The sequence below is a fragment of the Streptomyces sp. a15 genome, assembly GCF_059026085.1.
On record NZ_JBWLKM010000068.1, the window covers coordinates 15,847 to 40,335 of the forward strand.

Here is a 24,489-nt window from a genome sequence, read left to right on the forward strand (position 1 = left end):
GACCCGCCTTCGTCGTGTGGTCAGCGACCCAGGGCGCGGCGGCCGCGGCCCTGGGAGAGGACCGGGAGGTTGTTGCGGGTCGCGCCCTGCGAGCGCGTGTCCTCCTCGATGCGCAGGGCCAGCGCCGGGCAGCGCCGCACCGCGCGCAGCGCCTTCGCCTCCGCGTAGCGCGGCACCTGGGCCTGCGCGACGGTCGGAAAGCCGTCGGCGCCCAGTTCGAAGACCTCCGGGAGGATGTCGGCGCACAGGCCGTGGCCCCGGCACAGCGTCCAGTCGACGTAGATCTTCTGACGGCTGGGGCCGTTCTCCTCGGCCTCGCTGCCGCCGGGGATGCCCGTGAGCGTCTTGCCGCCCTCGAAGAGCGGCAGAACGCCCTCCACGGGCCTTCCGCAGCCGTTCCCGAGGACGTGCGCGGCCAGGTCGTCCGTGAACGCCTTGATCGTCGACTCCAGGAACATCGCGGACCCGTCGGGGTGCGAGCACGCACCGCGCCGCTTCACGTTCTTGGCGACCTGCTTGAGCGCCTCGAGGGCGGCCGGGCCGCCGCCGTTGATGATGTCCTCCATGCCGCGCGCGGCGGCCGGCAGACCGAGGTAGCAGGGACCGCACTGTCCCGCGCTCTCCTCGGCCAGCCACTGCGCCACGCGCAGCGACTCGCCCAGCGGACACGTCTCCTGACTGATCGGCAGGATCGCGCCGGCGCCGAGCGAACCGCCCACCGCGTCCAGGGAGTTACGCGAGACGATCGCCTCGTTGACCGTCGCCGCGTCGATCCACTTGCCGTGGTACCCGCCGGTCAGCACACCCTGCGGGACCGGCGGGGCGCCGGCCAGCTGGAGGACGTAGCGCAATGGCACGCCCGTGGGGACCTCGATGACCATGGGGCGCGCGACCGCGCCGGAGACCGTGAGCATGACGGTGCCCGGCTCGTCGTACAGGCCGGTGTTGCCGTAGCGCTCGGGGCCGATGCGGGCGGCGATCGCGAGCTGGGCGAAGGTCTCGGCGTTCGACAGCAGGGTGGGCGCCCCGCCCACGCCGGTCTGCGAGGCGCTGACCTTGCGGCCCGGCGGGATCGCGGGGCCGCCGTCGATGGAGCGGATCAGCGACGCCGCCGCTCCGGTGACCATGCGGACGGGATTGCGCTGCACGCGCGCGCGTAGAGCCGATCGGCGGCCGTTGCTGAGGCCGCGTTCGGCGAGCGCGGCCTCCATGGAGCGTTGCGTGGACTCCCGGGTGACCCCCACCACGAGCGTGCGGGCACCCAGCGCCTCCGCGACCAGCAGAGCGCCGTCCAGAATGAGGTGCGGGGCACGGTTGATGAGCACCGTGTCCTTGCGGCAGGCCGGTTCGTCCTCGCTGCCGTTGACGACGACGACCGGCCGTACGCCGCGCTTGATCGCCGACTCGGCGACGGAGCGCAGCTTCTTGTGGAAGGGGAAGCCCGCGCCGCCGCGGCCCTTCAGGTTGATGGCCTCCGAGAGCTTCGCGAGCTGCTCGCCGCCCATCGGTTCGAGCGGCCCGTGCACCTTCAGGTGCATGGGCAGGTCGAGTCTCTCGACAAGGTCGAAGCCCGACGTGAGCTGGGGAAGGCCGACCACGCGGACTTCTGGGACGTCGGGCAGGGCCTCGTTCACTTAAAGCCTCCGGAAGGCGTGTTCCAAGGTTCGCCCGAACCCGGTGCGTCGAAGTCGTAGGAAGCACCGGGCGTTGTTTCAGTGGCGGGACCGCTGTTGTACGTGTCGTCCGGGTAGTACGCGCCGTAGAGGTTGTTCGTCTCAGCGGTGTCGTACACGTCACTCGAGCCATAGCCCGAGGCGCCTGAATTGTCATAGGCCGGGATGTTGTATCCGGTGTCCTGGAGCGGGTCGTAGGCCGACGGGGGCGCCTCGCCGACCGGCGGCGGAGAGGGGATCGGCCAGCTGCCCGAGGTGCTGCCGCCGTTGTCGTAGCGCGGGATCGCCTCTGTGGGCTGCATGTCCATCGGCAGGTCCATGCGCGCGGTCTGGTCGGCCGCGTAGGGCTGCTGTTGGCGTGGTGTCGACACGGCCCGGTAGGCGGCCGCGAAGCCGTTCGCGGGCTCCGGGGACGCGGGGGCGCCCAGGGGGGCGTCGTACGGGGGTGCCGTGCCGGGCTGGGCGGCGCGCGGGCCGCGCCGGTTCTCGTAGCCCGGCAGCGCGGCGCCCTCGGCCATCCTGGCCCGGCTGGCGTCGAGCTCCTCGCGGCCCGGCCGTTCCTCGCTGGTTCCCAGGAACGCGGTGATCCTGTCGGCGACCTTGCGCTTGACCGGGCGCGGGGCCGCGCGCAGGGCGAGGGCCGCGGTGACGCCGAGCAGGGACAGGCCGTACAGGATCACGAAGATCGGCTTCGCCGTGCGGCCCGCGTACAGGCCGTGGACGAGTGCGGCGCACCAGGCCGGGTAGGCCAGCATGTGCATGGCGCGCCAGCGGGCCGCGATCGGGGCCGGGGAGGCGAAGGCGCTGCGCATGGCGCCCGTGATGCCCACGAAGATCATGAGCAGGCCGGCCAGGGAGCCGAGGCCGATCAGGCCGGCGCTTCCGGTCACGCCGAGCGAGAAGGGGATCAGCGCCGAGATCAGGCTTGTGTGATCGAGCGCGACTTTGGTGGTGATGTGCAACAGCAGGAACGCGATCGAGGCGACCGCGGTCGTCCGGTGCACCGCCTGTCCGATGATCCGTTGGCGCGTGTTCAGGAAGACCCGGTCCTGGGCGACCAGGCCCCAGATCACCGAGCAGCTGAGCGAGACGAGCGACAGGACGCCCGCGCCGAAATTGAGGAAGTCCCGGACCCTGTCACCTCCGACCAGCACGAATACGGGTATGAGGAGCAGGAAGGCAGCCGACGCCATCCCATAGGCCGACCGGCCCGTTTTGGGGAGCGAGCTGTTACTACGACGAGGGTTCATGGGGGCAACTCCGAGCAGTTTCGGGAAAGCGGTCCCGCTGCCGCACTCTAAGTGGCTCCATACCGATGGGTACGAGGTTTGAGTTATTGCGTTGTTACCAAACGACAAGGTCGTCGTTGTGATGTCCCTTAGGGGTTGTTACGCGAAGTAACCTGTGGCGTTGGTTCAGTGGTCGGCGGGTGTGATCAGTGTGCTGGACGGAATCTGGTGGACGGGTCGGTGAGGGCGGCACCCGGTGCCAAGAGGGCATACGTAAGCGCGTCGCATCGTGCTCAACGGCTGCGGTACCCTAACGCCATGCGTGCCGTACGCCTTCTGCTTAGCGAGCCGCGCTGATCAGTCCCGACCACCGGGCGAATCGGATGGTCGGAATCGGCGCGGCGTCCCCTCCTGTGCGAGGGGATTTTTCGTTTCCCGGATGTCACAGCCGCTGGCAGAGACGATCGATGGAGCTTTGAGGATCATGAGCGAGACGAACCCCGCTGCCGCCGCTGCCGTGTCGGCGGAGGCAGCGCCGCACCGCTACACGGCCGCCATGGCGGCCGACATCGAGGCACGCTGGCAGGACTTCTGGGACGCCGAGGGCACCTACGCGGCGCCGAACCCGAGCGGTGACCTGGCCGGTGATCCGGAGCTGAGCGCCAAGCCCAAGAAGTTCATCATGGACATGTTCCCGTACCCCTCCGGTGCGGGCCTGCATGTCGGCCACCCCCTGGGCTACATCGCCACCGACGTCTATGCCCGGTTCCAGCGCATGACCGGCCACAACGTCCTGCACACCCTGGGCTTCGACGCCTTCGGCCTGCCCGCCGAGCAGTACGCCGTGCAGACCGGCACGCACCCGCGGGTGTCCACCGAGGCCAACATCGAGAACATGAAGATCCAGCTGCGCCAGCTGGGCCTGGGCCACGACAACCGCCGGTCGTTCGCAACGATCGACCCGGACTACTACAAGTGGACCCAGTGGATCTTCCTGCAGATCTTCAACTCCTGGTACGACGACGAGGCCGACAAGGCCCGCCCCATCGCCGAGCTGATCGCCCAGTTCGAGACCGGTGAGCGCGCCGTACCGGGGCACACGCGCGCGTGGCACGAGCTGAGCGCCACCGAGCGCGCCGACGTCCTGGGCGAGTTCCGTCTGGCGTACGCCTCCGACGCGCCGGTCAACTGGTGCCCCGGCCTGGGCACCGTGCTGGCAAACGAGGAGGTCACCGCCGACGGCCGCTCCGAGCGCGGCAACTTCCCCGTCTTCAAGGCCAAGCTGCGCCAGTGGAACATGCGCATCACCGCCTACGCCGACCGGCTGCTGGACGACCTGGACGCGCTGGACTGGCCCGAGGCCATCAAGCTGCAGCAGCGCAACTGGATCGGCCGCTCCGAGGGCGCCCGCGTCGACTTCCCGATCGACGGCGAGCGCATCACGGTCTTCACCACCCGCCCGGACACCCTGTTCGGCGCGACCTACATGGTGCTGGCCCCCGAGCACCCGCTGGTCGAGAAGTTCACCCCGGCCGCCTGGCCCGAGGGCACCCACGACGTGTGGACCGGCGGTCACGCCACCCCCGGGGAGGCCGTCGCCGCGTACCGCCCGCAGGCAGCATCCAAGTCCGACGTGGAGCGGCAGGCCGAGGCCAAGGACAAGACCGGTGTCTTCATCGGCGCGTACGCGACCAACCCGGTCAACGGCGAGCAGATCCCGGTCTTCATCGCCGACTACGTGCTGATGGGCTACGGCACCGGCGCGATCATGGCCGTCCCGGCGGGCGACCAGCGTGACTTCGAGTTCGCGCGCGCCTTCGAGCTGCCGATCCACTGCATCGTCGAGCCGACCGACGGCCGCGGCACCGACACCTCGACCTGGGAGGACGCCTTCGCGTCGTACGACGCGAAGATCATCAACTCCTCCAGCGACGACATCTCGCTGGACGGCCTGGGTGTCGCCGACGCCAAGGCACGCATCACCGAGTGGATGGCACGCAAGGGCATCGGCGAGGGCACGGTCAACTTCCGGCTGCGGGACTGGCTGTTCAGCCGGCAGCGCTACTGGGGCGAGCCCTTCCCGATCGTGTACGACGAGGACGGCATCGCCCACGCCCTGCCCGAGTCGATGCTGCCGCTGGAGCTGCCGGAGGTCGAGGACTACTCGCCGCGCACCTTCGACCCGGACGACGCCGACACCGTGCCCGAGACCCCCCTGTCGCGCAATGAGGACTGGGTCGACGTCACCCTGGACCTGGGCGACGGACGCGGCCCCCGCCCGTACCGCCGCGAGACCAACACCATGCCCAACTGGGCCGGTTCCTGCTGGTACGAGCTGCGCTACCTGGACCCGCACAACGACCGGAAGCTGGTCGACCCGGAGATCGAGCAGTACTGGATGGGCCCGCGCGAGGGCCAGCCGCACGGCGGCGTCGACCTGTACGTCGGCGGGGCCGAGCACGCCGTACTGCACCTGCTGTACGCCCGCTTCTGGTCCAAGGTCCTGCACGACCTGGGGCACGTCTCCTCGGCGGAGCCGTTCCACAAGCTGTTCAACCAGGGCATGATCCAGGCCTACGTCTACCGTGACAGCCGTGGCATCGCGGTGCCGGCCGCCGAGGTGGAGGAGCGCGACGGCGCGTACTACTACCAGGGCGAGAAGGTCTCCCGACTGCTGGGCAAGATGGGCAAGTCCCTGAAGAACGCGGTCACTCCGGACGAGATCTGCGACGAGTACGGCGCCGACACCCTGCGCCTGTACGAGATGGCAATGGGCCCGCTGGACGTGTCCCGGCCGTGGGACACGCGCGCGGTGGTGGGTCAGTTCAGGCTGCTGCAGCGACTGTGGCGCAACGTCGTGGACGAGACGACCGGCGCGCTGTCGGTGGCCGACACGGAGCCCGACGAGGGCACACTGCGTGCCCTGCACAAGGCGATCGACGGGGTGCGCCAGGACCTGGAGGGCATGCGGTTCAACACCGCCATCGCCAAGGTCACCGAGCTGAACAACCACCTGACCAAGGCGGGCGGCGCGGTGCCGAGGTCGGTCGCCGAGCCTCTGGTGCTGCTGGTCGCGCCGCTGGCCCCGCACATCGCCGAGGAGCTGTGGCGCAGGCTGGGCCACACCGACTCGGTCGTCCACCAGGACTTCCCGGTCGCCGACCCGGCCTACGTCGTGGACGAGAGCGTGACCTGCGTCGTGCAGATCAAGGGCAAGGTCAAGGCGCGGCTGGAGGTCTCCCCATCCATCTCCGACGACGAGCTGGAGAAGGTCGCGCTGGCCGACGAGAAGGTCGTGGCGGCACTGGACGGCGCGGGGATCCGCAAGGTGATCGTGCGGGCACCGAAGCTGGTGAACATCGTTCCGGCGTAGGTACGGCGGCGTCCGGCCGCAGCTCGGGGTAGTCCCCTACGGGCAGGTTCGGGGTTCTTCAGGAACTCCGGGCCTGCCCGTAGCGTTTACCGTTGAAGAGCGGCGCGGAGCGTGCCGACGGTCGGAGGAGGAGCTGGTGGAAGCAGTGATCGCAGTTGTCGCCCTGCTTTTCGTGCTCTTTGTGGTGCTCGGCGCCTACGCCACCGTGAAGGTGGTCGGCGCCGCCAAGCGCGGAGTGGACCGCACCATCACCCAGGCCCGTCGTACGGTCGAGGACCACACCCTGCGTGCCAAGTCCTTCGCCCAGCCCGGCCCGGCGGGCGAGATCGCCCAGCTGCGGCTCAAGCTGCGCACGTCGATGCGCGCCACCCAGGAGGCCCTGCACGCGGGCGTGGCCGAGGACGAGTCCCTCAAGGAGTCCATCGGCCTCTTCGAGCGGCTCAGCGCGCACGGGCACGAACTGGACGCCGAGCTCCGGCGCCTGGAGTCCGAGCCCGACAAGTCGACGCTCGGCGAGCGGCTGCCCGGCCTGCGTGACCGCACCGAGCGGATCACTCAGTCGGCAGACTCGCTGCGCTGGGCGGCCCGCGACCGCGCCCGCCGCTTCGCTGACGACGACCTGGACTCGCTCAGCACGCAGATCGACGTCGAGGCCGGCGCCCTGCGGCACTGGACGACAGCGGAACCCGCCTCCGCCACACCCCCGCCCCCGTGGCCGGAGGCACAGGCCGCCCCCGACACCGGCACGGCCCGGCAGACCTGGCCGGAGACGCCCAAGGCACGCACCGCCGAGGAACCCACGCGGCCGGCCATCACCCCGCCGAGCCCACGCCCCACCTATCCCTGGCAGAAGAAGACCCGCCCGGAGAGCACGACTTGATCCGGACACGGACGCCCAGGTGAGAGGGGCCGGGCTGCCGCCGGGGCGCTACGCCAGGTAACCTCCAGCTCATGTCCCGCCATGTCGCGATCGTCACCGATTCAACGGCCTACCTGCCGCCGCGGACGATGGAGCGTCACGGCATCACCGCGGTGCCGCTGACCGTGGTCCTCGGCGACCGGGCGCTCGAAGAGGGCACCGAGATCTCGACCCGTTCGCTGGCCCAGGCGTTGCAGAAGCGACGTTCCGTCACCACCTCGCGGCCCAGCCCCCAGGTGTTCGCGGAGACCTACCGCAAGGTCGCCGAGGCCGGCGCCACCGGCATCGTCTCCCTGCACCTGTCCGCCGAACTCTCCGGCACCCATGACGCGGCGGTCGTGGCGGCGCGCGAGGCACCGGTTCCGGTGCGGGTGGTGGACACCGGGATGGTCGCCATGGCCCTCGGGTTCTGCGCACTCGCGGCGGCGGAGGCCGCGGAGACGGGCGGCACCGTGGACGAGGCCGTGACGGCCGCGGAGAAGCGGGCCGCGGGCACCTCCGCCTACTTCTACGTCGACACCCTCGACTATCTGCGCCGCGGCGGCCGGATCGGCGCCGCGCAGGCCCTCTTCGGTTCCGCGCTCGCGGTGAAGCCGTTGCTGCAGCTCCAGGGCGGCCGGATCGAGCCACTGGAGAAGGTGCGGACGGCGTCGAAGGCCATCGCCCGCCTCGAGGAGATCGCGGTGGACCGGGCAGGCGGCGCGCAGGTCGACATCGCCGTGCACCATCTCGCCGCCCCCGAGCGGGCGTCGGCCCTGGCGGACCGGCTGCGGGTGCGGGTGCCGGGGCTGGCCGATCTGCATGTGAGCGAGGTCGGGGCGGTGATCGGGGCGCATACGGGGCCTGGGTTGTTGGGGGTTGTGGTCTCGCCGCGTTGAGGTTGGCGGGGGAGGCGTGTGCGGGGGTGTTGGGCGTGTTTGGGGCGTCCGCGCTCGTGTGGGTGACGGAGTTATCCACAACCCGGCGGTAATCCCCGGGAATTGACCAAGATCATCGCGGAAGTGTCGAGGTGGCCGATCCTCGGCGCATGGCACTTCGATCACGCTCACACACAGCGAACGCAACCAGTGGCCCGGGCCGCGGCCCCGCCTCCGACGGGCGCACTCGCCATCGCCGGCGCCCCACCCATGGCCGTGCCCGGCACGCCTCCGCGGACGAACTCCGGCGACGGGCGGAGGCGTTGTTCGCCGAACGCGCGGGAGAGTGGCGGGAGTCGGGGAAGGGGCCGCCGGGCGGGGGAGCGCGGGCTGCGGAGGGCGGTGACGGGCGAGCGGGGGCGAGCCCGGATGCGTCGGGTGCCGGCGTGGTTGTAGGTCGGGTTGACGGTGAGGGTCTCGGCGGTCGTGTGGCATCGCGTGTTGTTACGGCTGCGGGAGTCGAGGCTGAGCCGGACCGCATGGGGCCCGCGGGTTCCGGGGGCGCGGAGGATGCGGACGTTGGCTTGACCGGTGGGCTGGGCGGGTCGGTCCGGCCGGTTGGGCCGACGGGGCTGGTCGGGACTGTTGGGCCAGTCGGGGCAGCTGGATCAGTTGGATCAGTCGAGGTCGGGTTGGCTGGGAGGGGCGAGTCGGTCGGGTCGGTCGGGTCGGCTGGGTCGGAAAGACTGGTCGGGGTTGCTGGGCCGGTCGGGCCAGTCGGGGTCGGGTTGGCTGGGAGGGGCGAGTCTGTTGGGTCGGTCGGGTCGGCTGGGTCGGACGGACTGGTCGGGGTTGCTGCGTCAGTCGGGCCGGTCGGGGTCCGGTCGGCTGAGAGGGCCGAGTTTGTTGGGTCGGCCGGATCGGCTGGGTCGGACGGGCTGGTCGGGTCGGGGGAGACAGTCAGGACCGGTGTGACGGGCCTCGAGGTGGGGCTCGGTTCGGTCGGGCGGCGGGGGTGGGCCGGGTTTGCTCTGCGGGAGCGGATGCCGGTGTGGGTGCAGACGAGGTGTGGTCTGGAGCGGCGGAGCGTCCTGGCGCTCTCTGTGGTGCTCGTCGTCGCCGCGGTTTTCGCCCTGCAGCACTTCTGGGCGGGCCGCACCGAGGCCGTCCGAGCGCCCGAGGTGGTGCGCGCGGCCGCTCCGTACGAGGAGGGGCAGCAGAGCGGCGAGCCCGCAGAGCCACCGGCTGCCTCGGCCGGGGCGCCGAACGCCGTGAGGACGGCCGGGGTCGAGATCGTCGTGGACGTCAGCGGCAAGGTTCGTGAACCGGGTATCCATCGCCTGCCGGCCGGTTCGCGGGTCGCCGACGCGTTGCGCGCGGCCGGTGGGGTGCGGCCCGGTACGAACACCGACGGTCTCAACCGCGCCCGGTTCCTCGTGGACGGAGAACAGGTGATCGTCGGCGGTCCTGCCGGCGCCTCGATGCCGGGCTCGGTCACTACGGGGGGCACGGGCCTGGGCGGTGGCCCGGCCGGCTCGGTGGCGGGAGCGGCACCGGCTGCTCCTGTCTCCCTCAACACCGCCACCGTCGACCAGCTCGACACGCTGCCGGGCGTCGGCCCCGTGCTGGCGCAGCACATCGTCGACTACCGCACCCAGCACGGCGGCTTCCGCTCCGTGGACGAGCTGCGTGAGGTCAACGGCATCGGCGACCGCCGCTTTGCCGACCTGCGGAATCTGGTACGGCCATGAGGCACACGCCCGATGTGCCGCCCGAGGACGACACCCTCGGCCCTGGCTCCGATCACGACCCCGGCCCTGATCCCGATCCTGGCCCCAGCTCCCCCCTCGCCGTTCACGAGGCCTCCGGCAGACGGCTCGGCGATCCTCACCCGCGGCAGGAAGGACCGACGGATCTACGTCTCGTACCGCCCGCGCTCGCGGCCTGGGCGACGGCCGCGTTGATGCTGGACGCCTCACCGCGGTGGGTCACCGGCCTTGCGGCCGTGTGTCTCGCCGTGGCAGGTGTACTCCTCGTGTCCTTGTGGGCGCGTGTTTGGACCGTGCGCGTCACCTGGCCGCGGGCCTCCGCTGCCGCCGTGCTGTTGTGTGTCGGGGCGGCCGCCGTGTCGGCCGGGCTTCATGGGGCCGATCTGCGGCGGGGGCCGGTGCCTGAGTTGGCACGGGAGTACGCGACCGTGACCGCCGAGGTCGAGGTGACCTCGGATCCGCGGCTCACCCGGCCCCGGATCAGGGGCAACCACGCGGCGCCGGTCTCCGTACTGATCAACGCCGAGGTGCGGCGCGTGGAGGCGGTGCGCGGGGCGCTGGTGGCGACGCGAACGCCGGTGTTGCTGATCGTCGACGTGGGTTCGGGGGTCGGCCGAGCTGTCGTCGGTGCGTCGGGGGCGCGGCTCTCCGGGGCGCCGCTCGACGGCACGTCGGCCGGATCGCGGCCCGATGGCAAGGGGGCGCAGGCTTCCCCGGACGGGCTGGGCCGGTCGCCCTGGCTAGGGCTGTTGCCGTCCACGCGGCTGCGGGTGACCGCGCGGCTGGCGCCCGCCGCAGTGAGCGGCGACCGGTTCGCGGCGGTGCTGCGGGTGCGGGGTCGGGCCGCGCCGGAGGTGGTGGAGGAGCCGTCGGCGGCGCAGCGGTTCGCGGGCCGGCTGCGCGCGGGGCTGCGGGAGGCCACAGACGGGCTGTCGGCGGACGCGCGGGCCCTGCTGCCCGGGTTGGTCGTCGGGGACACCGCACGGATCACTCCGGAACTGGACGAGGCCTTCAAGGAGACCGACCTCGCGCACACCCTGGCCGTGTCCGGGAGCAACCTCACGATCATCCTCGCCCTGCTCATCGGCCCGCCCGGTCTGGCCCAGCTCGCAGAGCGCCGCGGACTCGCGCCCCGCCTGGGCATCTCGCTCCGGACGACCGCGCTGCTCGGCGGGGTGCTCACCCTTGCGTTCGTCGTCGTGTGCCGGCCGGACCCGAGCGTGCTGCGGGCCGCGGCCTGTGGAGCCGTCGCGCTGCTCGCGCTCGCGACCGGGCGGCGAAGGTCACTGATCCCGGCGCTGGCGACGGCCGTTCTGCTGCTGGTGCTGTACGACCCGTGGCTGGCCAGGAGTTACGGCTTCCTCCTCTCCGTCCTGGCAACCGGTGCCCTGCTCACACTGGCGCCGCGCTGGAGCCTCGTGCTGCGACGGCGCCGGGTGCCGCCGCGACTGGCCGAGGCGCTGGCGGCCGCGGCTGCCGCGCAGGCCTTGTGCGCGCCGGTCGTCGCGGTGCTGTCGGCGCGGGTGAGTCTGGTGGCGGTGCCGTGCAACCTCCTTGTGGAGTTCGCCGTGGCACCGGCCACGGTGCTGGGCTTCGCGGCGCTGGCGACGGCACCCGTGGTGATGCCGGTGGCCAAGGGGCTGGCCTGGTGCGCTAGTTGGCCCGCCGAGTGGATCGCGGAGATCGCGCGTACCGGGGCGTCGCTGCCCGGTGCGGGAGTGGACTGGCCGGACACCTGGGCCGGGGCGGCGCTGCTTCTCCTCGTCACCGTGGTCGTCCTGCTCGTCGGCCGGCGGCTGCTGGGACATCCCTGGTTGTGCGCTGCCTGCGGGCTGCTGGCTCTGCTGGCGGTCGTGCAGCCGCCGCCGCTGACCAGGGTGATCACGGGCTGGCCGCCACCGGGATGGCGGATGGCGATGTGCGACGTGGGGCAGGGCGACGCGACGGTGCTCGCGGCGGGCGAGGGCACGGGTGTGGTCGTGGACGCGGGGCCCGATCCGGCGCTCGTCGACCACTGCCTGCGCACGCTCGGCATCACCAGGATCCCGCTGGTCGTGCTGACCCACTTCCACGCCGACCATGTGGCGGGGCTGCCCGGAGTGCTGCGCGGGCGGTCGGTCGGGGCGATCGAGACGACGGGCTACGAAGAGCCGGTGGACCAGGCGGAGTTCGTACGGAGGGAGGCGGCGGCGCGGCGCATTCCCGTGACGCGTGGCATGGCCGGTGAGCAGCGGCGTACCGGGGCACTGTCCTGGGAGGTGCTGTGGCCGCCGCCGCGCCCGGCACCGGAGCCGGAGGGGCCGAACGACGCGAGTGTCGCCTTGCTTGTCAGGTCGGCCGGGCTGCGGTTCCTGCTGCTCGGGGATCTCGAACCACCGGCGCAGCAGGCGCTGTTGAGGTCGCCTGCGGGTGCGCGGCTGGGCGGGGTGGATGTGCTCAAGGTCGCCCACCACGGCTCGGCCTACCAGGACCCGGAGCTGATACGCCGGGTGGCGCCGCGGCTGGCGCTCATTTCTTGCGGCGCCGACAACCCGTATGGGCACCCGGCTCCGAGTACGGTCGCCGCGCTGCGGGCCGGAGGTGCGGTGGTGCTGCGGACCGACCAGGACGGGGCGCTCGCGGTCGCCGGTACGGGCGGCGGTATGAGCGGCCGTATGGGCGGCGGGGAACTTTGGGTGGGGCGAGACTGAGCCATGGATTCCACACAGGTCGATGCCTATCTCCGCCGTCTGGGGGTCGAGCCGTCCGAGTGGCTCACCGGTACCGGCGGCGCCCCGAGCGCCACCCTCGACATGCTGCGCGATCTGCATCTGCGTCACCTGCGGACCGTGCCCTTCGAGAACCTGTCGATCCACCTCGGGGAGGAGATCGTGCTCGAGGAGGAACGGCTGCTGGACAAGGTGGTGGGCTCGCGGCGAGGAGGGTTCTGTTACGAACTCAACGGCGCGTTCGGGGCGTTGCTCACCGCGCTCGGATTCGACGTCACGCTGCTCGCGGGGCGGGTGTACGGGGAGGAGGGGCGGCTCGGGATTCCGTACGACCATCTCGCGCTGCGGGTGCGGACGCTGGACGGGGGTGAGTGGCTGGCCGACGTCGGGTTCGGGGCGCACAGTCACTATCCGCTGGCGTTCAGGGAGCGGGGGGAACAGAAGGATCCCGGCGGCACGTTCCGGATCGCCGAGGCGGGACCGGAGGCGGGACCGGAGGCGGCCGGGGCGGGGGTGGCGGGGGCGGCCGACCTGGACGTCGTCGTGAACGGCAGGCCTCAGTACCGCCTGGAGCTGCGGCCGCGGGTGCTCGGTGACTTCGTGGCCGGGGCCTGGTGGCACTGCACCTCGCCGGTCTCGCACTTCACGCAGTCGCTGGTCTGCTCGCGGGTGACGGAGGACGGAGGACGGATCACACTCAGTGGCCGCACCTTCAAGGCGACGGCTGCCGACGGGACGCGGGAGGAGCGCGAGCTGGACTCGGAAGAGGAGGTGCTGGCGGTGTACCGGGAGCGGTTCGGGATCGAGCTCGACAGTGTGCCGACTGTGCGAGATCCCCACCCGCACGGCTGATTCGGACCACATGAGGCCACACGTGGTCACCACACGAGGCCACTCGGGGCGACTCGGGGCCACTCGTGTTTTGGAGCCGGTTTTAGATCCGGCACATGTGCTGGTTTCCCATGATGTGGCCTTGTGTTGCCTCGAAAGCCTCATCAGTGGTCGAATGCGTCTTCGGCAGCAGTGATGTCGAGGCGTGCAGGGGTGTCGAAGATGATCGGTCGCTGGCTGGGAAGCCGAACGAACCGGACGCAGCGGACGAGTCCCCTGGCGGCGGTGCGCACCCCGCCGAGCGCCGGGGTGCTCAGCTGCCGGGTACTCGACCCGGTCAACGAGCCGGTGGTCCACGCCGAGTTCGCGGTCACCGACGTCGCGGGCCGCAAGGTGGCCGTCGGGGGTATGGATCCCTTCGGGTCGTTCGTGACGACGGTGCCGGCGGGTGAGTACCGGCTCGCGGTCTCGGCCGAGGGATACACGCCGTACCGGGCGACCGCCGTGGTCGGGGAGAACGCGCTCGCCTCGCTCGGTGACGTGACCCTCCAGGTGGCTCGGCCGCCCGAGCTGCCGTCGCCGGGGGACTGGGAGATCGAGCCGACGCATTCCTCGATCGCCTTCACCGCGCGGCACATCGGGCTGGCCCGGATCCACGGGCGGTTCAACTCCTTCGCGGGGGTCATACGGATCGCCGACCAGATGGATCACTCGGCGATGCATGTGGTGATCGACGCGGCGTCCATCGACACGAACGTCAGGATGCGCGACGACCATCTGCGGTCGGACGACTTCCTCGACGTACAGCGCTTCCCGACGCTGGAGTTCTACAGCGAGCGGTTCGTGCACAAGGGCGGCAACCGGTGGGCGATCACGGGCGCACTGTCGCTGCACGGGGTGACGCGTACGGTCACCCTCGACACGGAGTACCTCGGGCTCGGCAACGGCATGGAGGGCGAGGTGCGGGCGGCCTGCCGGGCCACGACCGAGTTGCGCCGGGACGACTTCACGGTGAGCTGGCAGACGATGCTGGCGCGCGGGATCGCGGTCGTCGGGCCCAGCATCCGGATCGACCTCGACGTACAGGTCGTGCGCAAGGGGTGAGCCGGTCGCCCGGGGTGGGGTACCGGACAATGGCTTCGTGAGTGATGTGAGACATGTGCTGGTGCTGCCCGACCGTGATGCCGCGGAAGAGGTGGCCCAGGCGCTCGGGGACCGGTTCGGGGTCGACGAGGAACCGCGGCTGGTACGGGACGCGCTGGCCGGTGAGGACGATGCCGAGGACGCCCAGTGGCTCGTCGTGCTGCGGGACGAGGCGGAGCGGCTGGATCCGCGGGAGCTGGACGAGTTCGCAGGCGAGTGGGATGGGTGGCGGGAGGAGCCGTAGCCGGGCCGGCCGCTGGTGATGCCGTCCGAGCCCAGCACCGGCACCCGTTGTCAGTGGCGCGTGCCATGCTTGGCGCAATGTCCAGGAAGACTGCGAATGACGACCCTCTCGCCCCGGTGACTCTTGCCGTGGGCCAGGAGGACCTCCTGCTCGACCGTGCCGTGCGGGACGTGGTGGCCGCCGCCCGGGCCTCCGACGCCGACACGGACGTACGGGACCTGACCTCGGACCAGTTGCAGCCCGGGACGCTCGCCGAGTTGACCAGCCCGTCGCTCTTCGCGGAGCGCAAGGTCGTCGTCGTGCGCAATGCGCAGGATCTGTCGGCGGACACGGTCAAGGACGTGAAGGCGTATCTCGGGGCGCCCGCCGAGGAGATCACGCTCGTGCTGCTGCACGCGGGTGGGGCCAAGGGCAAGGCGCTCCTGGATGCCGCGCGCAAGGCGGGGGCCCGGGAGGTGGCGTGCCCGAAGATGACGAAGCCGGCGGACCGGCTGGCGTTCGTGCGGGGCGAGTTCCGGGCGACCGGGCGGTCCGCGACGCCCGAGGCCTGTCAGGCGCTCGTGGACTCGATCGGCAGTGACCTGCGGGAGCTGGCGTCCGCCGTGTCCCAGCTGGTCGCCGATGTCGAGGGGACCATCGACGAGGCCGTCGTCGGGCGGTACTACACCGGGCGGGCCGAGGCATCGAGCTTCACCGTCGCCGACCGGGCGGTGGAGGGGCGGGCCGCCGAGGCGCTGGAGGCGCTCCGGTGGTCGCTGGCGACGGGGGTCGCGCCGGTGCTGATCACCAGCGCGCTGGCGCAGGGCGTACGGGCCATCGGCAAGCTGTCCTCCGCGCGAGGGGGACGTCCGGCCGACCTCGCGCGCGAGCTGGGCATGCCGCCCTGGAAGATCGACCGGGTACGGCAGCAGATGCGGGGCTGGACGCCGGACGGGGTGGCCTACGCGCTGCGGGCCGTGGCCGAGGCCGACGCCGGCGTGAAGGGCGGCGGGGACGATCCCGAGTACGCCCTGGAGAAGGCGGTCGTGGCGATCGCGCGGGCGGCGCGGTCCAGGGGACGGGTGTGATCCAGTAGCCCTTCCCGCTGCGGGGAGGAGAATCGGACGTATCAGCCTTAATCGCCGAACAAGGAAAGGTGGCGGTCGGCATGGCTGAACACCCGCACGCAGCACTCGTCCGCAAGGGATACGAAGCGTTCCTGAGCGGTGACATGGACGGCTTGCGTGGGTTGATGACGGCGGACTGCAAGCACCATGTGCCCGGAAGCCACCAGCTCTCGGGGGACTACAAGGGCCAGGACGCGATCATCGAGATGTACGGCCGGCTCTTCGAGGAGACCGGCGGGACGGTAGACGCCGAACTGCGCAACGTTCTCGTCGACGGCCGGGGGCATGCGGTCTCCGTGCACCACTTCACGGCCGAGCGCAAGGGCAAGCGCCTCGAGGAGGACGCCGCGATCGTTTTCCGGATCGTCGGGGACAAGTTCACCGATCTCGAAGAGTGCACCGACGATATCGACAAGATCAACGAGTTCTGGGCCTGACAGCGTCCGCGAACAAGCCGAAGGCCCCGCCACCCGCCCTGGGGAAGGGCAGGCGGCGGGGCCTTCGGTTCGAAGAAGGTGAGTCCGTACCCGCGTGGCGAACGCAGGCCGCGTACAGACTCGGGGTGCCGGTCGGGGGCGGATGAGAGAGGGCCCGCCCTGGGTCCTTCCAGCGGTCAGATCAAAGAACGAGTTCAGCCCTTGAGGGTCGTGACCTTCGACGCCAGCGCCGACTTCTTGTTGGCGGCCTGGTTCTTGTGGATGACGCCCTTGGAGACGGCCTTGTCGAGCTGACGCGCAGCCGCGCGCTGGTACTCGGTGGCCTTCTCGACGTCACCCGCGGCAGCGGCCTCGCGGGCCTTGCGGATCGCGGTCTTCAGGGAGGACTTGACGGCCTTGTTGCGCAGCCGGGCCTTCTCGTTGGTCTTGATCCGCTTGATCTGGGACTTGATGTTCGCCACGAATGAGCCTCTACAGGTTCAGGCACGGGGCCGCACGGGTCCTGTGCCGATGTTTTGTACCGATGATTTCCAGAAGTCGTGTCTCGTGCTGAGAGGGCAGGAGACACAGCCACCCAGACTACCAGCGGGCTGCCGAGTGGCCCAAACCGGTCGCCGGTCCCCGCCCGTGGGACCATGGAGGCTACGTATCGATCCGACCCGAGACCGCAGACACTGCGGACGCCTCAAGAATCAGGACCCTGCGTGCCCGCGATCCCCAGCCATGTGCCCGAGCCGAGCCGTACCGACCCGGCACTGCTCCGCAACTTTTGCATCATCGCGCACATCGACCACGGCAAGTCCACGCTCGCCGACCGGATGCTCCAGCTGACCGGTGTGGTGGAGCAACGGCAGATGCGTGCTCAGTACCTCGACCGCATGGACATCGAGCGTGAGCGCGGAATCACGATCAAGTCACAGGCCGTGCGTCTGCCGTGGGCTCCCACCCATGACAAGACCAACACGCACATCCTCAACATGATCGACACCCCGGGGCACGTCGACTTCACCTACGAGGTCTCGCGGTCGCTCGCGGCCTGCGAGGGGACCGTGCTCCTCGTCGACGCCGCCCAGGGCATCGAGGCCCAGACCCTCGCCAACCTCTACCTGGCGATGGAGAACGACCTCAAGATCATCCCCGTACTGAACAAGATCGACCTGCCGGCCGCGCAGCCGGAGAAGTTCTCCGAGGAGCTTGCCAACCTCATCGGCTGCGACCCCGATGACGTGCTCAAGGTCTCGGCGAAGACCGGCATCGGCGTGGACGCGCTCCTGGACCGGGTGGTCCGCGACGTGCCGGCCCCGGTCGGCGTCAAGGACGCCCCGGCCCGCGCGATGATCTTCGACTCGGTCTACGACTCCTACCGGGGCGTGGTCACGTACGTCCGTGTCATCGACGGCCAGCTCAACAAGCGCGAGCGCATCAAGATGATGTCGACCGGCGCCACCCACGAGCTCCTCGAGATCGGCGTCTCGTCCCCCGAGATGACGCCGGCCGACGGCATCGGCGTCGGCGAGGTGGGCTACATCATCACCGGCGTGAAGGACGTCCGTCAGTCCAAGGTCGGTGACACCATCACCAGCAAGGACAAGGGCGCCACCGAGGCCCTCGGCGGGTACAAGGACCCCAAGCCGATGGTCTTCTCCGGCCTCTATCCGCTGGACGGCTCGGACTACCCGGACCTGCGCGAGGCCCTGGACAAGCTGCAGCTCAACGACGCCGCCCTGGTCTACGAGCCGGAGACCTCCGCGGCCCTCGGCTTCGGCTTCCGCGTCGGCTTCCTCGGCCTGCTGCACCTCGACGTCATCCGTGAGCGCCTGGAGCGCGAGTTCAACCTCGAACTCATCGCCACCGCGCCGAACGTGGTCTACCGCGTGATCATGGAGGACGGGAAGGAGCACACGGTCACCAACCCGAGCGAGTTCCCCGAGGGCAAGATCGACAAGGTCTTCGAGCCGGTCGTCCGGGCCACGATCCTCGCGCCCAGCGAGTTCATCGGCTCGATCATGGAGCTGTGCCAGACCCGCCGCGGCACCCTCCTGGGCATGGACTACCTCTCCGAGGACCGCGTCGAGATCCGCTACACGCTCCCCCTCGCCGAGATCGTCTTCGACTTCTTCGACCAGCTGAAGTCCAAGACCCGCGGCTACGCCTCCCTGGACTACGAGCCCACCGGCGAGCAGGATGCCCAACTGGTGAAGGTCGACATCCTGCTCCACGGCGACCGCGTCGACGCCTTCTCCGCCGTCACCCACAGGGACGCGGCTTACGCGTACGGCGTCCGGCTCGTCGCCAAGCTGCGCGAGCTGATCCCGCGCCAGGCCTTCGAGATCCCCATCCAGGCCGCCATCGGCTCCCGGGTCATCGCCCGCGAGACCATCCGCGCCATCCGCAAGGACGTCCTCGCCAAGTGCTACGGCGGTGACATCTCCCGCAAGCGGAAGCTGCTGGAGAAGCAGAAGGAGGGCAAGAAGCGGATGAAGATGGTGGGCTCTGTGGAGGTTCCGCAGGAGGCCTTCATCGCCGTGCTGTCCAGCGACGAGAACGCGGGATCCGGCAAGGGCAAGAAGTAGCCGACGTTTACGGCGAAAATAGGGGCTCACCGCGTGTCGGCGCGGTGAGCCCCTACGCGTAAGTAGCGTCGCTCTCTGTATGAAATGACAGGCCGCCGCCTCTTACGCACCGGCCGGTCGCGCTTTACTCTGATCCCTGCTCGGTAGTTACTCGTGAGTTAAACAACAGCCGCAATGAGCCAGCCGCACAGCCGCGGGCCCCGGAGGATGTCGTGAGCGACACACAGACACTGATCGAGAACCGTCCGCCGACCGTGGCGGCCCTCTTCCTGGAGCGCGTGGCGGCCACACCGGACGCCGAGGCATACCGGTATCCGGTGCCTCCGGCCTCCGGTCAGGGCCCGGACGACTGGAAGTCGCTGAGCTGGGGGCAGACCGCCGAGCGGGTGTACTCCATCGCCGCCGGTCTGATCGAGCTCGGCGTGCAGCCGGAGCAGCGGGTCGCCCTCTCCTCCTCGACGCGGGTCGAGTGGATCCTCGCGGATCTGGGCATCCTGTGCGCGGGCGCCGCCACGACCACCATCTATCCGCAGACCAACGCCGAGGAGTCCGCGTTCATCCTCTCGGACTCCGGCAGCAAGGTCCTGTTCGCGGAGAACGCCGAGCAGCTCGCCAAGGCGGAAGAGAAGCGCGCCGAGCTGGCCGACCTCACCCATGTCGTGGTGATCGACCCGGCCGGCGTCGAGACGGGCGACTGGGTGCTCACGCTCACCGAACTGGAGCAGCGCGGCGCCGCGTACCTGGAGAAGCACCCCGACCTGATCAAGGAGAAGGTCGGCGCGATCACCAAGGACCAGCTCGCCACCCTCATCTACACCTCCGGCACCACCGGCCGCCCCAAGGGCGTGCGCCTGCCGCACGACAACTGGGCGTACATGGCGAAGGCGATCGCCGCGACCGGGCTGGTCAGCGCCGAGGACGTGCAGTACCTGTGGCTGCCGCTCGCGCACGTCTTCGGCAAGGTGCTCACCTCCGGCCAGATCGAGGTCGGGCACGTCACCGCCGTCGACGGCCGCGTCGACAAGATCATCGAGAATCTGCCGGTCGTCCAGCCGACGTACATGGCGGCGGTCCCGCGCATCTTCGAGAAGGTCTACAACGGGATCGCCGCGAAGGCCCGTGCGGCCGGCGGCGCCAAGTACAAGATCTTCCAGTGGGCCGCCGAGGTCGCCCGCGAGTACGCCAAGGTCGCGCAGGACAACTTCCGGCGCACCGGCACGGCGTCCGTCCCCTTCGGGCTGGGGGCGAAGCACAAGGTCGCGGACGCGCTCGTCTATGCCAAGATCCGTGAGGCGTTCGGCGGCAACCTGCGGGCGTGCGTCTCCGGCTCGGCCGCGCTCTCGCCCGAGATCGGCTACTTCTTCTCCGGCGCCGGCGTCCACATCCTCGAGGGCTACGGCCTCACGGAGTCGTCGGCCGCATCCTTCGTGAACCCCGGCGAGGCGTACCGCACCGGCACGGTCGGCAAGCCGCTGCCCGGCACGGAGGTGCGGATCGCGGACGACGGCGAGATCCTGCTGCGTGGTCCCGGCATCATGGAGGGCTACCACGGCCTGCCCGAGAAGACCGCCGAGGTCCTCGAGGCGGACGGCTGGTTCCACACCGGTGACATCGGTGAGCTGTCGCCCGACGGGTACCTGCGGATCACCGACCGCAAGAAGGACCTCATCAAGACGTCCGGCGGCAAGTACATCGCGCCCGCCGAGGTCGAGGGGCAGTTCAAGGCCGTGTGCCCGTACGTGTCCAACATCCTGGTCCACGGGGCCGACCGGAACTTCTGCACGGCGCTGATCGCCTTGGACGAGGTCTCGATTATGGACTGGGCCAAGGAGAACGGGCTGGAGGGCAAGTCGTACGCGGAGGTCGTGGCCGCGCCGGTGACCGTCTCGATGGTCGAGGGGTATGTGGCGCAGCTCAACGAGGGGTTGCAGCGGTGGCAGACCATCAAGAAGTTCCGGTTGCTGCCGAGGGATCTTGATGTCGAGCACGGTGAGATCACGCCGAGTCTGAAGCTGAAGCGGCCGGTTGTGGAGCGGGAGTACAAGCACCTCATCGATGAGATGTACGCGGGGTCGCGGGAGGCGTAGCGCGGGAGCGGAGGGGTGGCGGGGACTGCTTGGCGGCTGCGGGTGGTTCGTGGCTTGCCGCGCCCACGCGGCGGAGCCGCAAAGCGACACAGTCCCGCGCCCCTAAAAGAGGTCAGGTCACGCCCCCTTTGGCTACCAGTTGCCGTAGCTCCCTCACCTGGGCGCGCAGCGCCGGTATGTCCGGAGGGTCGTCCCCCGCCAGCTGGGCCTCCAAGGCAGCCAGGCCCGCGCCCACCTCGCCGTAACTGCCCTGTTCCCGCCTCAGCAGCCGCTCCAACTGCTGGTTCTTGCGGTGCAGGTCCAGGAACACCGTGACCTTGGCGCGGAGGACCCATGGGTCGAACGGCTTGGTCAGGTAGTCGGCCGCTCCGGTGGCGTAGCCGCGGAAGGCGTAGCCGGAGTCGTCCTCCGCGCCGGTCAGAAAGATGATCGGGACGTCCTTGGTCTGGTCGAGGCGCTTGATGTTGGCGGCGGTCTCGAAACCGTCCATGCCCGGCATGCGTACGTCGAGGAGGACGAGAGCGAACCGCTGTCGCAGGAGTGCCTTCATCGCTTCCTCGCCGGAACGGGCGCGGACGAGCGGTTCGTTGAGGGATCCCAGGACGGCCTCGAGTGCGATCAGGTTGTCCTCCATGTCGTCGACGAGGAGGATGCCGGCACTCTGGTCGGTCGTTGCCGCAGCGCTCATGTGACTGGCCTCATTCAGTCGTCGGCCGGCGGAACCACAGCCTCCTCGACCTCGGCGTGCTCGTCGTCGGCCGCGCTCTCGGGGTCCAGGAGTGCGCAGACGACGGTCAGCAGCTGGTCGACGTCCACCGGCTTCGGTACGTAGTCGTTGGCGCCCCGCGCGATGGACTTCTCGCGGTCTCCCGGCATCGCCTTCGCGGTGAGCGCGACGATGGGCAGGCCCGTCCAGCGGGGGGCGCGGCGGATGGCGGAGATGGTCTCGTAGCCGTCCATCTCCGGCATCATGATGTCCATCAGGACGAGTTCGACGTCCGGGTTGCGTTCCAGCGTCTCGATGCCCTCGCGGCCGTTCTCCGCATAGAGGACGGGCATGCCGACGCGGCCCAGGACATGGGTGAGGGCGAAGACGTTGCGGATGTCGTCGTCGATGATCAACACCCGGCGTCCGGCCAGGACCTGGCCCGCATGCCCCGATGTCCAGGCCTCCAGCTTGGTGGGCGCGGGCCAGGAGTCGTCCGCCTCGGGGGCGGTGGGGTAGAGCTCGGCCGACAGCTCGTCCGACACCGCCAGGGGGCGGTCCTCGGGGGTCGGGCCGGTCGCCGAGTGGCCGGGGCTGACGACGGGGACGTACAGCGTGAAGGTGGACCCCTTGCCCGGCTCGCTCTCGGCGACGATACGGCCGCCCAGCAGGCCGGCGATCTCACGGCTGATGGACAGACCCAGGCCGGTGCCGCCGTACTTGCGGTTGGTCGTGCCGTCGGCCTGCTGGAACGCCTCGAAGATCACCGGGAGTTTCTCGGGGGCGATGCCGATGCCGGTGTCGGAGACCGCGAAGGCGACCACCTCGTCGCTGCCCTGGACGTAGTGGTGCTCGGGGTCCTTCGCGCGGGTCACGCGCAGCTCGACCCGGCCCGTGGCGGTGAACTTGATCGCGTTGGAGAGCAGGTTGCGCAGGATCTGCTGGAGGCGCTGCTCGTCCGAGTACATCTCGCGCGGCACGTCCTCGCCGACCGTCACCTCGAACGCGAGCCCCCGGTCCAGGGTGAGCGGGCGGAAGGTGGCGTGGACGTAGTCGAGCAGCTTGATCAACGGCAGCCTCTTCGGGCGTACGTCCATCCTGCCCGCCTCGATCTTCGACAGGTCGAGGATGTCGTTGATCAGCTGCAGGAGGTCCGAGCCGGAACGGTGGATCGTCGTCGCGAACTGGACTTCCTGGTCGGAGAGACGGCCGTCCGGGTTGTCCGACAGCAGCCGGGCCAGGATCAGCAGGGAGTTCAGCGGGGTGCGCAGTTCGTGGGACATGTTCGCCAGGAACTCCGACTTGTACTGGGAGGAGGTGGCCAACAGGGCGGCCTTCTCCTCCAGTTCGGCGTTCGAACGCTGCAACTCGGCCTGCTGCTTCTGGAGTTCGTCGGAGCGTTCCTGGAGCTGCATGGCCAGGCGCTGGGACTCGCCGAGCAGGGACTCCGTGCGGGAGTTGGCGATGATGGTGTTGATGGCGACGCCGATGGTGTTCACGAACTGGTCGAAGAAGGCCAGGTGGACGTCGGAGAAGCGGGAGAAGGACGCCAGCTCGATCACGCCGAGGAGCTTGTCCTCGAAGAGGATCGGGATGATGACGACGCTCGCCGGGGCCGCCTCGCCGAGACCACTGTTGATCTTGATGTAGTCCGGCGGGGCCTCCTCCACCAGGATCCGCTTCTTCTCGCGCGCGGCCTGGCGGACGAGACCGTGCACCGGCATGCTGCCGGTGTCGACGGTCGCGCTCTGCGCCGAGCCGTACCCGGCGATGAACGCGAGCCCCTTCGCCGGAACGGCCGTGTGGAGAGAGGTGCCGTCCTCGTCCGGGTCGGCCAGGAAGAACGCGCCGTACTGCGCGTTCACCAGCGGGGTCAGCTCGCGCAGGATCAGGTCGGCGACCTCCATCAGGTCCCGGTGGCCCTGCATCAGGGCGGCCAGACGGGCCAGGTTCGACTCCAGCCAGTCCTTCGCCCGGGTCGTCTCGCGCAGGTTGGCCACCATCAGGTTGATGTTGTCCTTGAGCTCGGTGACCTCGCCCTGCGTCTCCACGGTGATCGAGCGGGACATGTCGCCCTGGGCCACCGCCGAGGCCACCTCGGCGATCGCGCGGACCTGGGTGGTGAGGTTGAGGGCGAGTTCGTTCACGTTCGTCGTCAGGCGCTTCCAGGTGCCGTACACGCCCTCCACCCGGGCCTGGCCGCCGAGTTGGCCCTCGCTGCCGACCTCGCGGGCCACCCGGGTGACCTCGGAGGAGAAGGAGGACAGGGTGTCGACCATCGTGTTGATGGTCGTCTTCAGTTCGAGGATCTCGCCGCGGGCGTCCACGTCGATCTTCTTCGACAGGTCGCCCTGCGCCACGGCCGTGGCCACCTGGGCGATGTTCCGCACCTGCGATGTCAGGTTGTCGGCCATGTAGTTGACGTTGTCGGTCAGGTCCCGCCAGACACCGGAGACGCCCAGCACCTGGGCGCGTCCGCCGAGCCGGCCGTCGGTGCCGACCTCGCGGGCCACCCGGGTGACCTCGTCGGCGAAGGCACGCAGTTGCTCCACCATCGTGTTGACGGTGTCCTTGAGTTCGAGTATCTCGCCGCGGGCGTCGACCGTGATCTTCTTGGACAGGTCGCCGTTCGCGACGGCCGTGGTGACCTGGGCGATGTTCCGGACCTGCGAGGTCAGGTTCAGGGCCATGAAGTTGACGTTGTCCGTCAGGTCCTTCCAGACCCCCGACACGCCCCGCACCTGCGCCTGGCCGCCCAGGTTGCCTTCGGTGCCGACCTCGCGGGCCACGCGCGTGACCTCGTCGGCGAAGGCGGAGAGCTGGTCGACCATCGT

General features: G+C 70.0%; 17 protein-coding genes. 12 read left to right on the top strand and 5 right to left on the bottom strand.

Translation table 11 applies throughout. The features are described from left to right. Window positions 1–20: 20 nt before the first annotated feature. A complete protein-coding gene (locus AC5P09_RS39785; protein WP_493878573.1) occupies window positions 21–1,634 on the bottom strand; it encodes an NADH-ubiquinone oxidoreductase-F iron-sulfur binding region domain-containing protein in 1,614 nt (537 codons plus the stop codon). Further along, window positions 1,631–2,866 carry a ferric reductase-like transmembrane domain-containing protein gene (locus tag AC5P09_RS39790; RefSeq protein WP_493878574.1) on the bottom strand — a complete coding sequence of 412 codons (1,236 nt, stop codon included), beginning with the start codon at window positions 2,864–2,866 and terminating at the stop codon, window positions 1,631–1,633. The genes AC5P09_RS39785 and AC5P09_RS39790 overlap by 4 nt, the downstream gene beginning before the upstream one ends. A 520-nt stretch (window positions 2,867–3,386) precedes the next feature. Here AC5P09_RS39790 and leuS point away from each other — a divergent pair. The 10 genes from leuS (at window position 3,387) to AC5P09_RS39840 (ending at window position 16,289) form a co-directional block, all read left to right on the top strand. Further along, window positions 3,387–6,275 (top strand): leucine--tRNA ligase, encoded by a 2,889-nt coding sequence (leuS, locus tag AC5P09_RS39795; protein ID WP_493878575.1) that lies wholly within the window; start codon window positions 3,387–3,389, stop codon window positions 6,273–6,275. A 136-nt stretch (window positions 6,276–6,411) separates the two neighbouring features. Then, window positions 6,412–7,155 carry a hypothetical protein gene (locus AC5P09_RS39800; RefSeq protein ID WP_493878576.1) on the top strand — a complete coding sequence of 248 codons (744 nt, stop codon included), beginning with the start codon at window positions 6,412–6,414 and terminating at the stop codon, window positions 7,153–7,155. A gap of 71 nt (window positions 7,156–7,226) precedes the next feature. Next, entirely contained in the window at window positions 7,227–8,072 is an 846-nt protein-coding gene (locus tag AC5P09_RS39805) for a DegV family protein (RefSeq protein WP_493878577.1), read from the top strand. Between the two features lie 821 nt (window positions 8,073–8,893). Then, window positions 8,894–9,802, top strand: coding sequence for a ComEA family DNA-binding protein (locus AC5P09_RS39810; RefSeq protein WP_493878592.1), 909 nt, complete (start codon window positions 8,894–8,896; stop codon window positions 9,800–9,802). Then, window positions 9,799–12,510 (top strand): ComEC/Rec2 family competence protein, encoded by a 2,712-nt coding sequence (locus AC5P09_RS39815; RefSeq protein WP_493878578.1) that lies wholly within the window; start codon window positions 9,799–9,801, stop codon window positions 12,508–12,510. The genes AC5P09_RS39810 and AC5P09_RS39815 overlap by 4 nt, the downstream gene beginning before the upstream one ends. A 3-nt stretch (window positions 12,511–12,513) precedes the next feature. After that, on the top strand, window positions 12,514–13,380 hold the full coding sequence (locus AC5P09_RS39820; protein ID WP_493878579.1) for an arylamine N-acetyltransferase family protein: 867 nt from the start codon (window positions 12,514–12,516) through the stop codon (window positions 13,378–13,380). 201 nt (window positions 13,381–13,581) lie between these two features. Continuing rightward, on the top strand, window positions 13,582–14,463 hold the full coding sequence (locus AC5P09_RS39825) for a YceI family protein (RefSeq protein WP_493878580.1): 882 nt from the start codon (window positions 13,582–13,584) through the stop codon (window positions 14,461–14,463). Window positions 14,464–14,500: 37 nt separating this feature from the next. Continuing rightward, window positions 14,501–14,746 carry a hypothetical protein gene (locus AC5P09_RS39830; RefSeq protein WP_493878581.1) on the top strand — a complete coding sequence of 82 codons (246 nt, stop codon included), beginning with the start codon at window positions 14,501–14,503 and terminating at the stop codon, window positions 14,744–14,746. A 77-nt stretch (window positions 14,747–14,823) separates the two neighbouring features. Then, window positions 14,824–15,813: a DNA polymerase III subunit delta gene (holA, locus tag AC5P09_RS39835; RefSeq protein WP_493878582.1), complete on the top strand. Its 990-nt coding sequence runs from the start codon at window positions 14,824–14,826 to the stop codon at window positions 15,811–15,813. An 80-nt stretch (window positions 15,814–15,893) separates the two neighbouring features. Beyond that, window positions 15,894–16,289: a nuclear transport factor 2 family protein gene (locus AC5P09_RS39840; protein ID WP_493878583.1), complete on the top strand. Its 396-nt coding sequence runs from the start codon at window positions 15,894–15,896 to the stop codon at window positions 16,287–16,289. A gap of 194 nt (window positions 16,290–16,483) precedes the next feature. Here AC5P09_RS39840 and rpsT read toward each other — a convergent pair whose 3' ends face one another. Further along, entirely contained in the window at window positions 16,484–16,750 is a 267-nt protein-coding gene (gene rpsT / locus AC5P09_RS39845) for a 30S ribosomal protein S20 (RefSeq protein WP_030601710.1), read from the bottom strand. 243 nt (window positions 16,751–16,993) lie between these two features. Here rpsT and lepA point away from each other — a divergent pair, with 243 nt between their 5' ends. Further along, window positions 16,994–18,862: a translation elongation factor 4 gene (lepA, locus tag AC5P09_RS39850; protein WP_493878584.1), complete on the top strand. Its 1,869-nt coding sequence runs from the start codon at window positions 16,994–16,996 to the stop codon at window positions 18,860–18,862. A gap of 212 nt (window positions 18,863–19,074) precedes the next feature. Further along, entirely contained in the window at window positions 19,075–20,949 is a 1,875-nt protein-coding gene (locus AC5P09_RS39855) for an AMP-dependent synthetase/ligase (RefSeq protein ID WP_493878585.1), read from the top strand. 112 nt (window positions 20,950–21,061) lie between these two features. Here the strand turns inward: AC5P09_RS39855 and AC5P09_RS39860 are convergent, their stop codons facing one another. Further along, entirely contained in the window at window positions 21,062–21,637 is a 576-nt protein-coding gene (locus AC5P09_RS39860) for a response regulator (protein WP_493878586.1), read from the bottom strand. A gap of 14 nt (window positions 21,638–21,651) precedes the next feature. Then, the coding region (locus AC5P09_RS39865; protein WP_493878587.1) for an ATP-binding protein at window positions 21,652–24,489 on the bottom strand (2,838 nt) is incomplete at its 5' end.

Excerpts from the sequence above, each read along its gene's own strand:
- AC5P09_RS39790 (WP_493878574.1), bottom strand. The coding sequence starts at position 2,866 with ATGGCGTCGGCTGCCTTCCTGCTCCTCATACCCGTATTCGTGCTGGTC.
- leuS (WP_493878575.1), top strand. The coding sequence starts at position 3,387 with ATGAGCGAGACGAACCCCGCTGCCGCCGCTGCCGTGTCGGCGGAGGCA.
- AC5P09_RS39805 (WP_493878577.1), top strand. The coding sequence starts at position 7,227 with ATGTCCCGCCATGTCGCGATCGTCACCGATTCAACGGCCTACCTGCCG.
- AC5P09_RS39815 (WP_493878578.1), top strand. The coding sequence starts at position 9,799 with ATGAGGCACACGCCCGATGTGCCGCCCGAGGACGACACCCTCGGCCCT.
- AC5P09_RS39820 (WP_493878579.1), top strand. The coding sequence starts at position 12,514 with ATGGATTCCACACAGGTCGATGCCTATCTCCGCCGTCTGGGGGTCGAG.
- AC5P09_RS39825 (WP_493878580.1), top strand. The coding sequence starts at position 13,582 with ATGATCGGTCGCTGGCTGGGAAGCCGAACGAACCGGACGCAGCGGACG.
- holA (WP_493878582.1), top strand. The coding sequence starts at position 14,824 with ATGTCCAGGAAGACTGCGAATGACGACCCTCTCGCCCCGGTGACTCTT.
- AC5P09_RS39840 (WP_493878583.1), top strand. The coding sequence starts at position 15,894 with ATGGCTGAACACCCGCACGCAGCACTCGTCCGCAAGGGATACGAAGCG.
- AC5P09_RS39860 (WP_493878586.1), bottom strand. The coding sequence starts at position 21,637 with ATGAGCGCTGCGGCAACGACCGACCAGAGTGCCGGCATCCTCCTCGTC.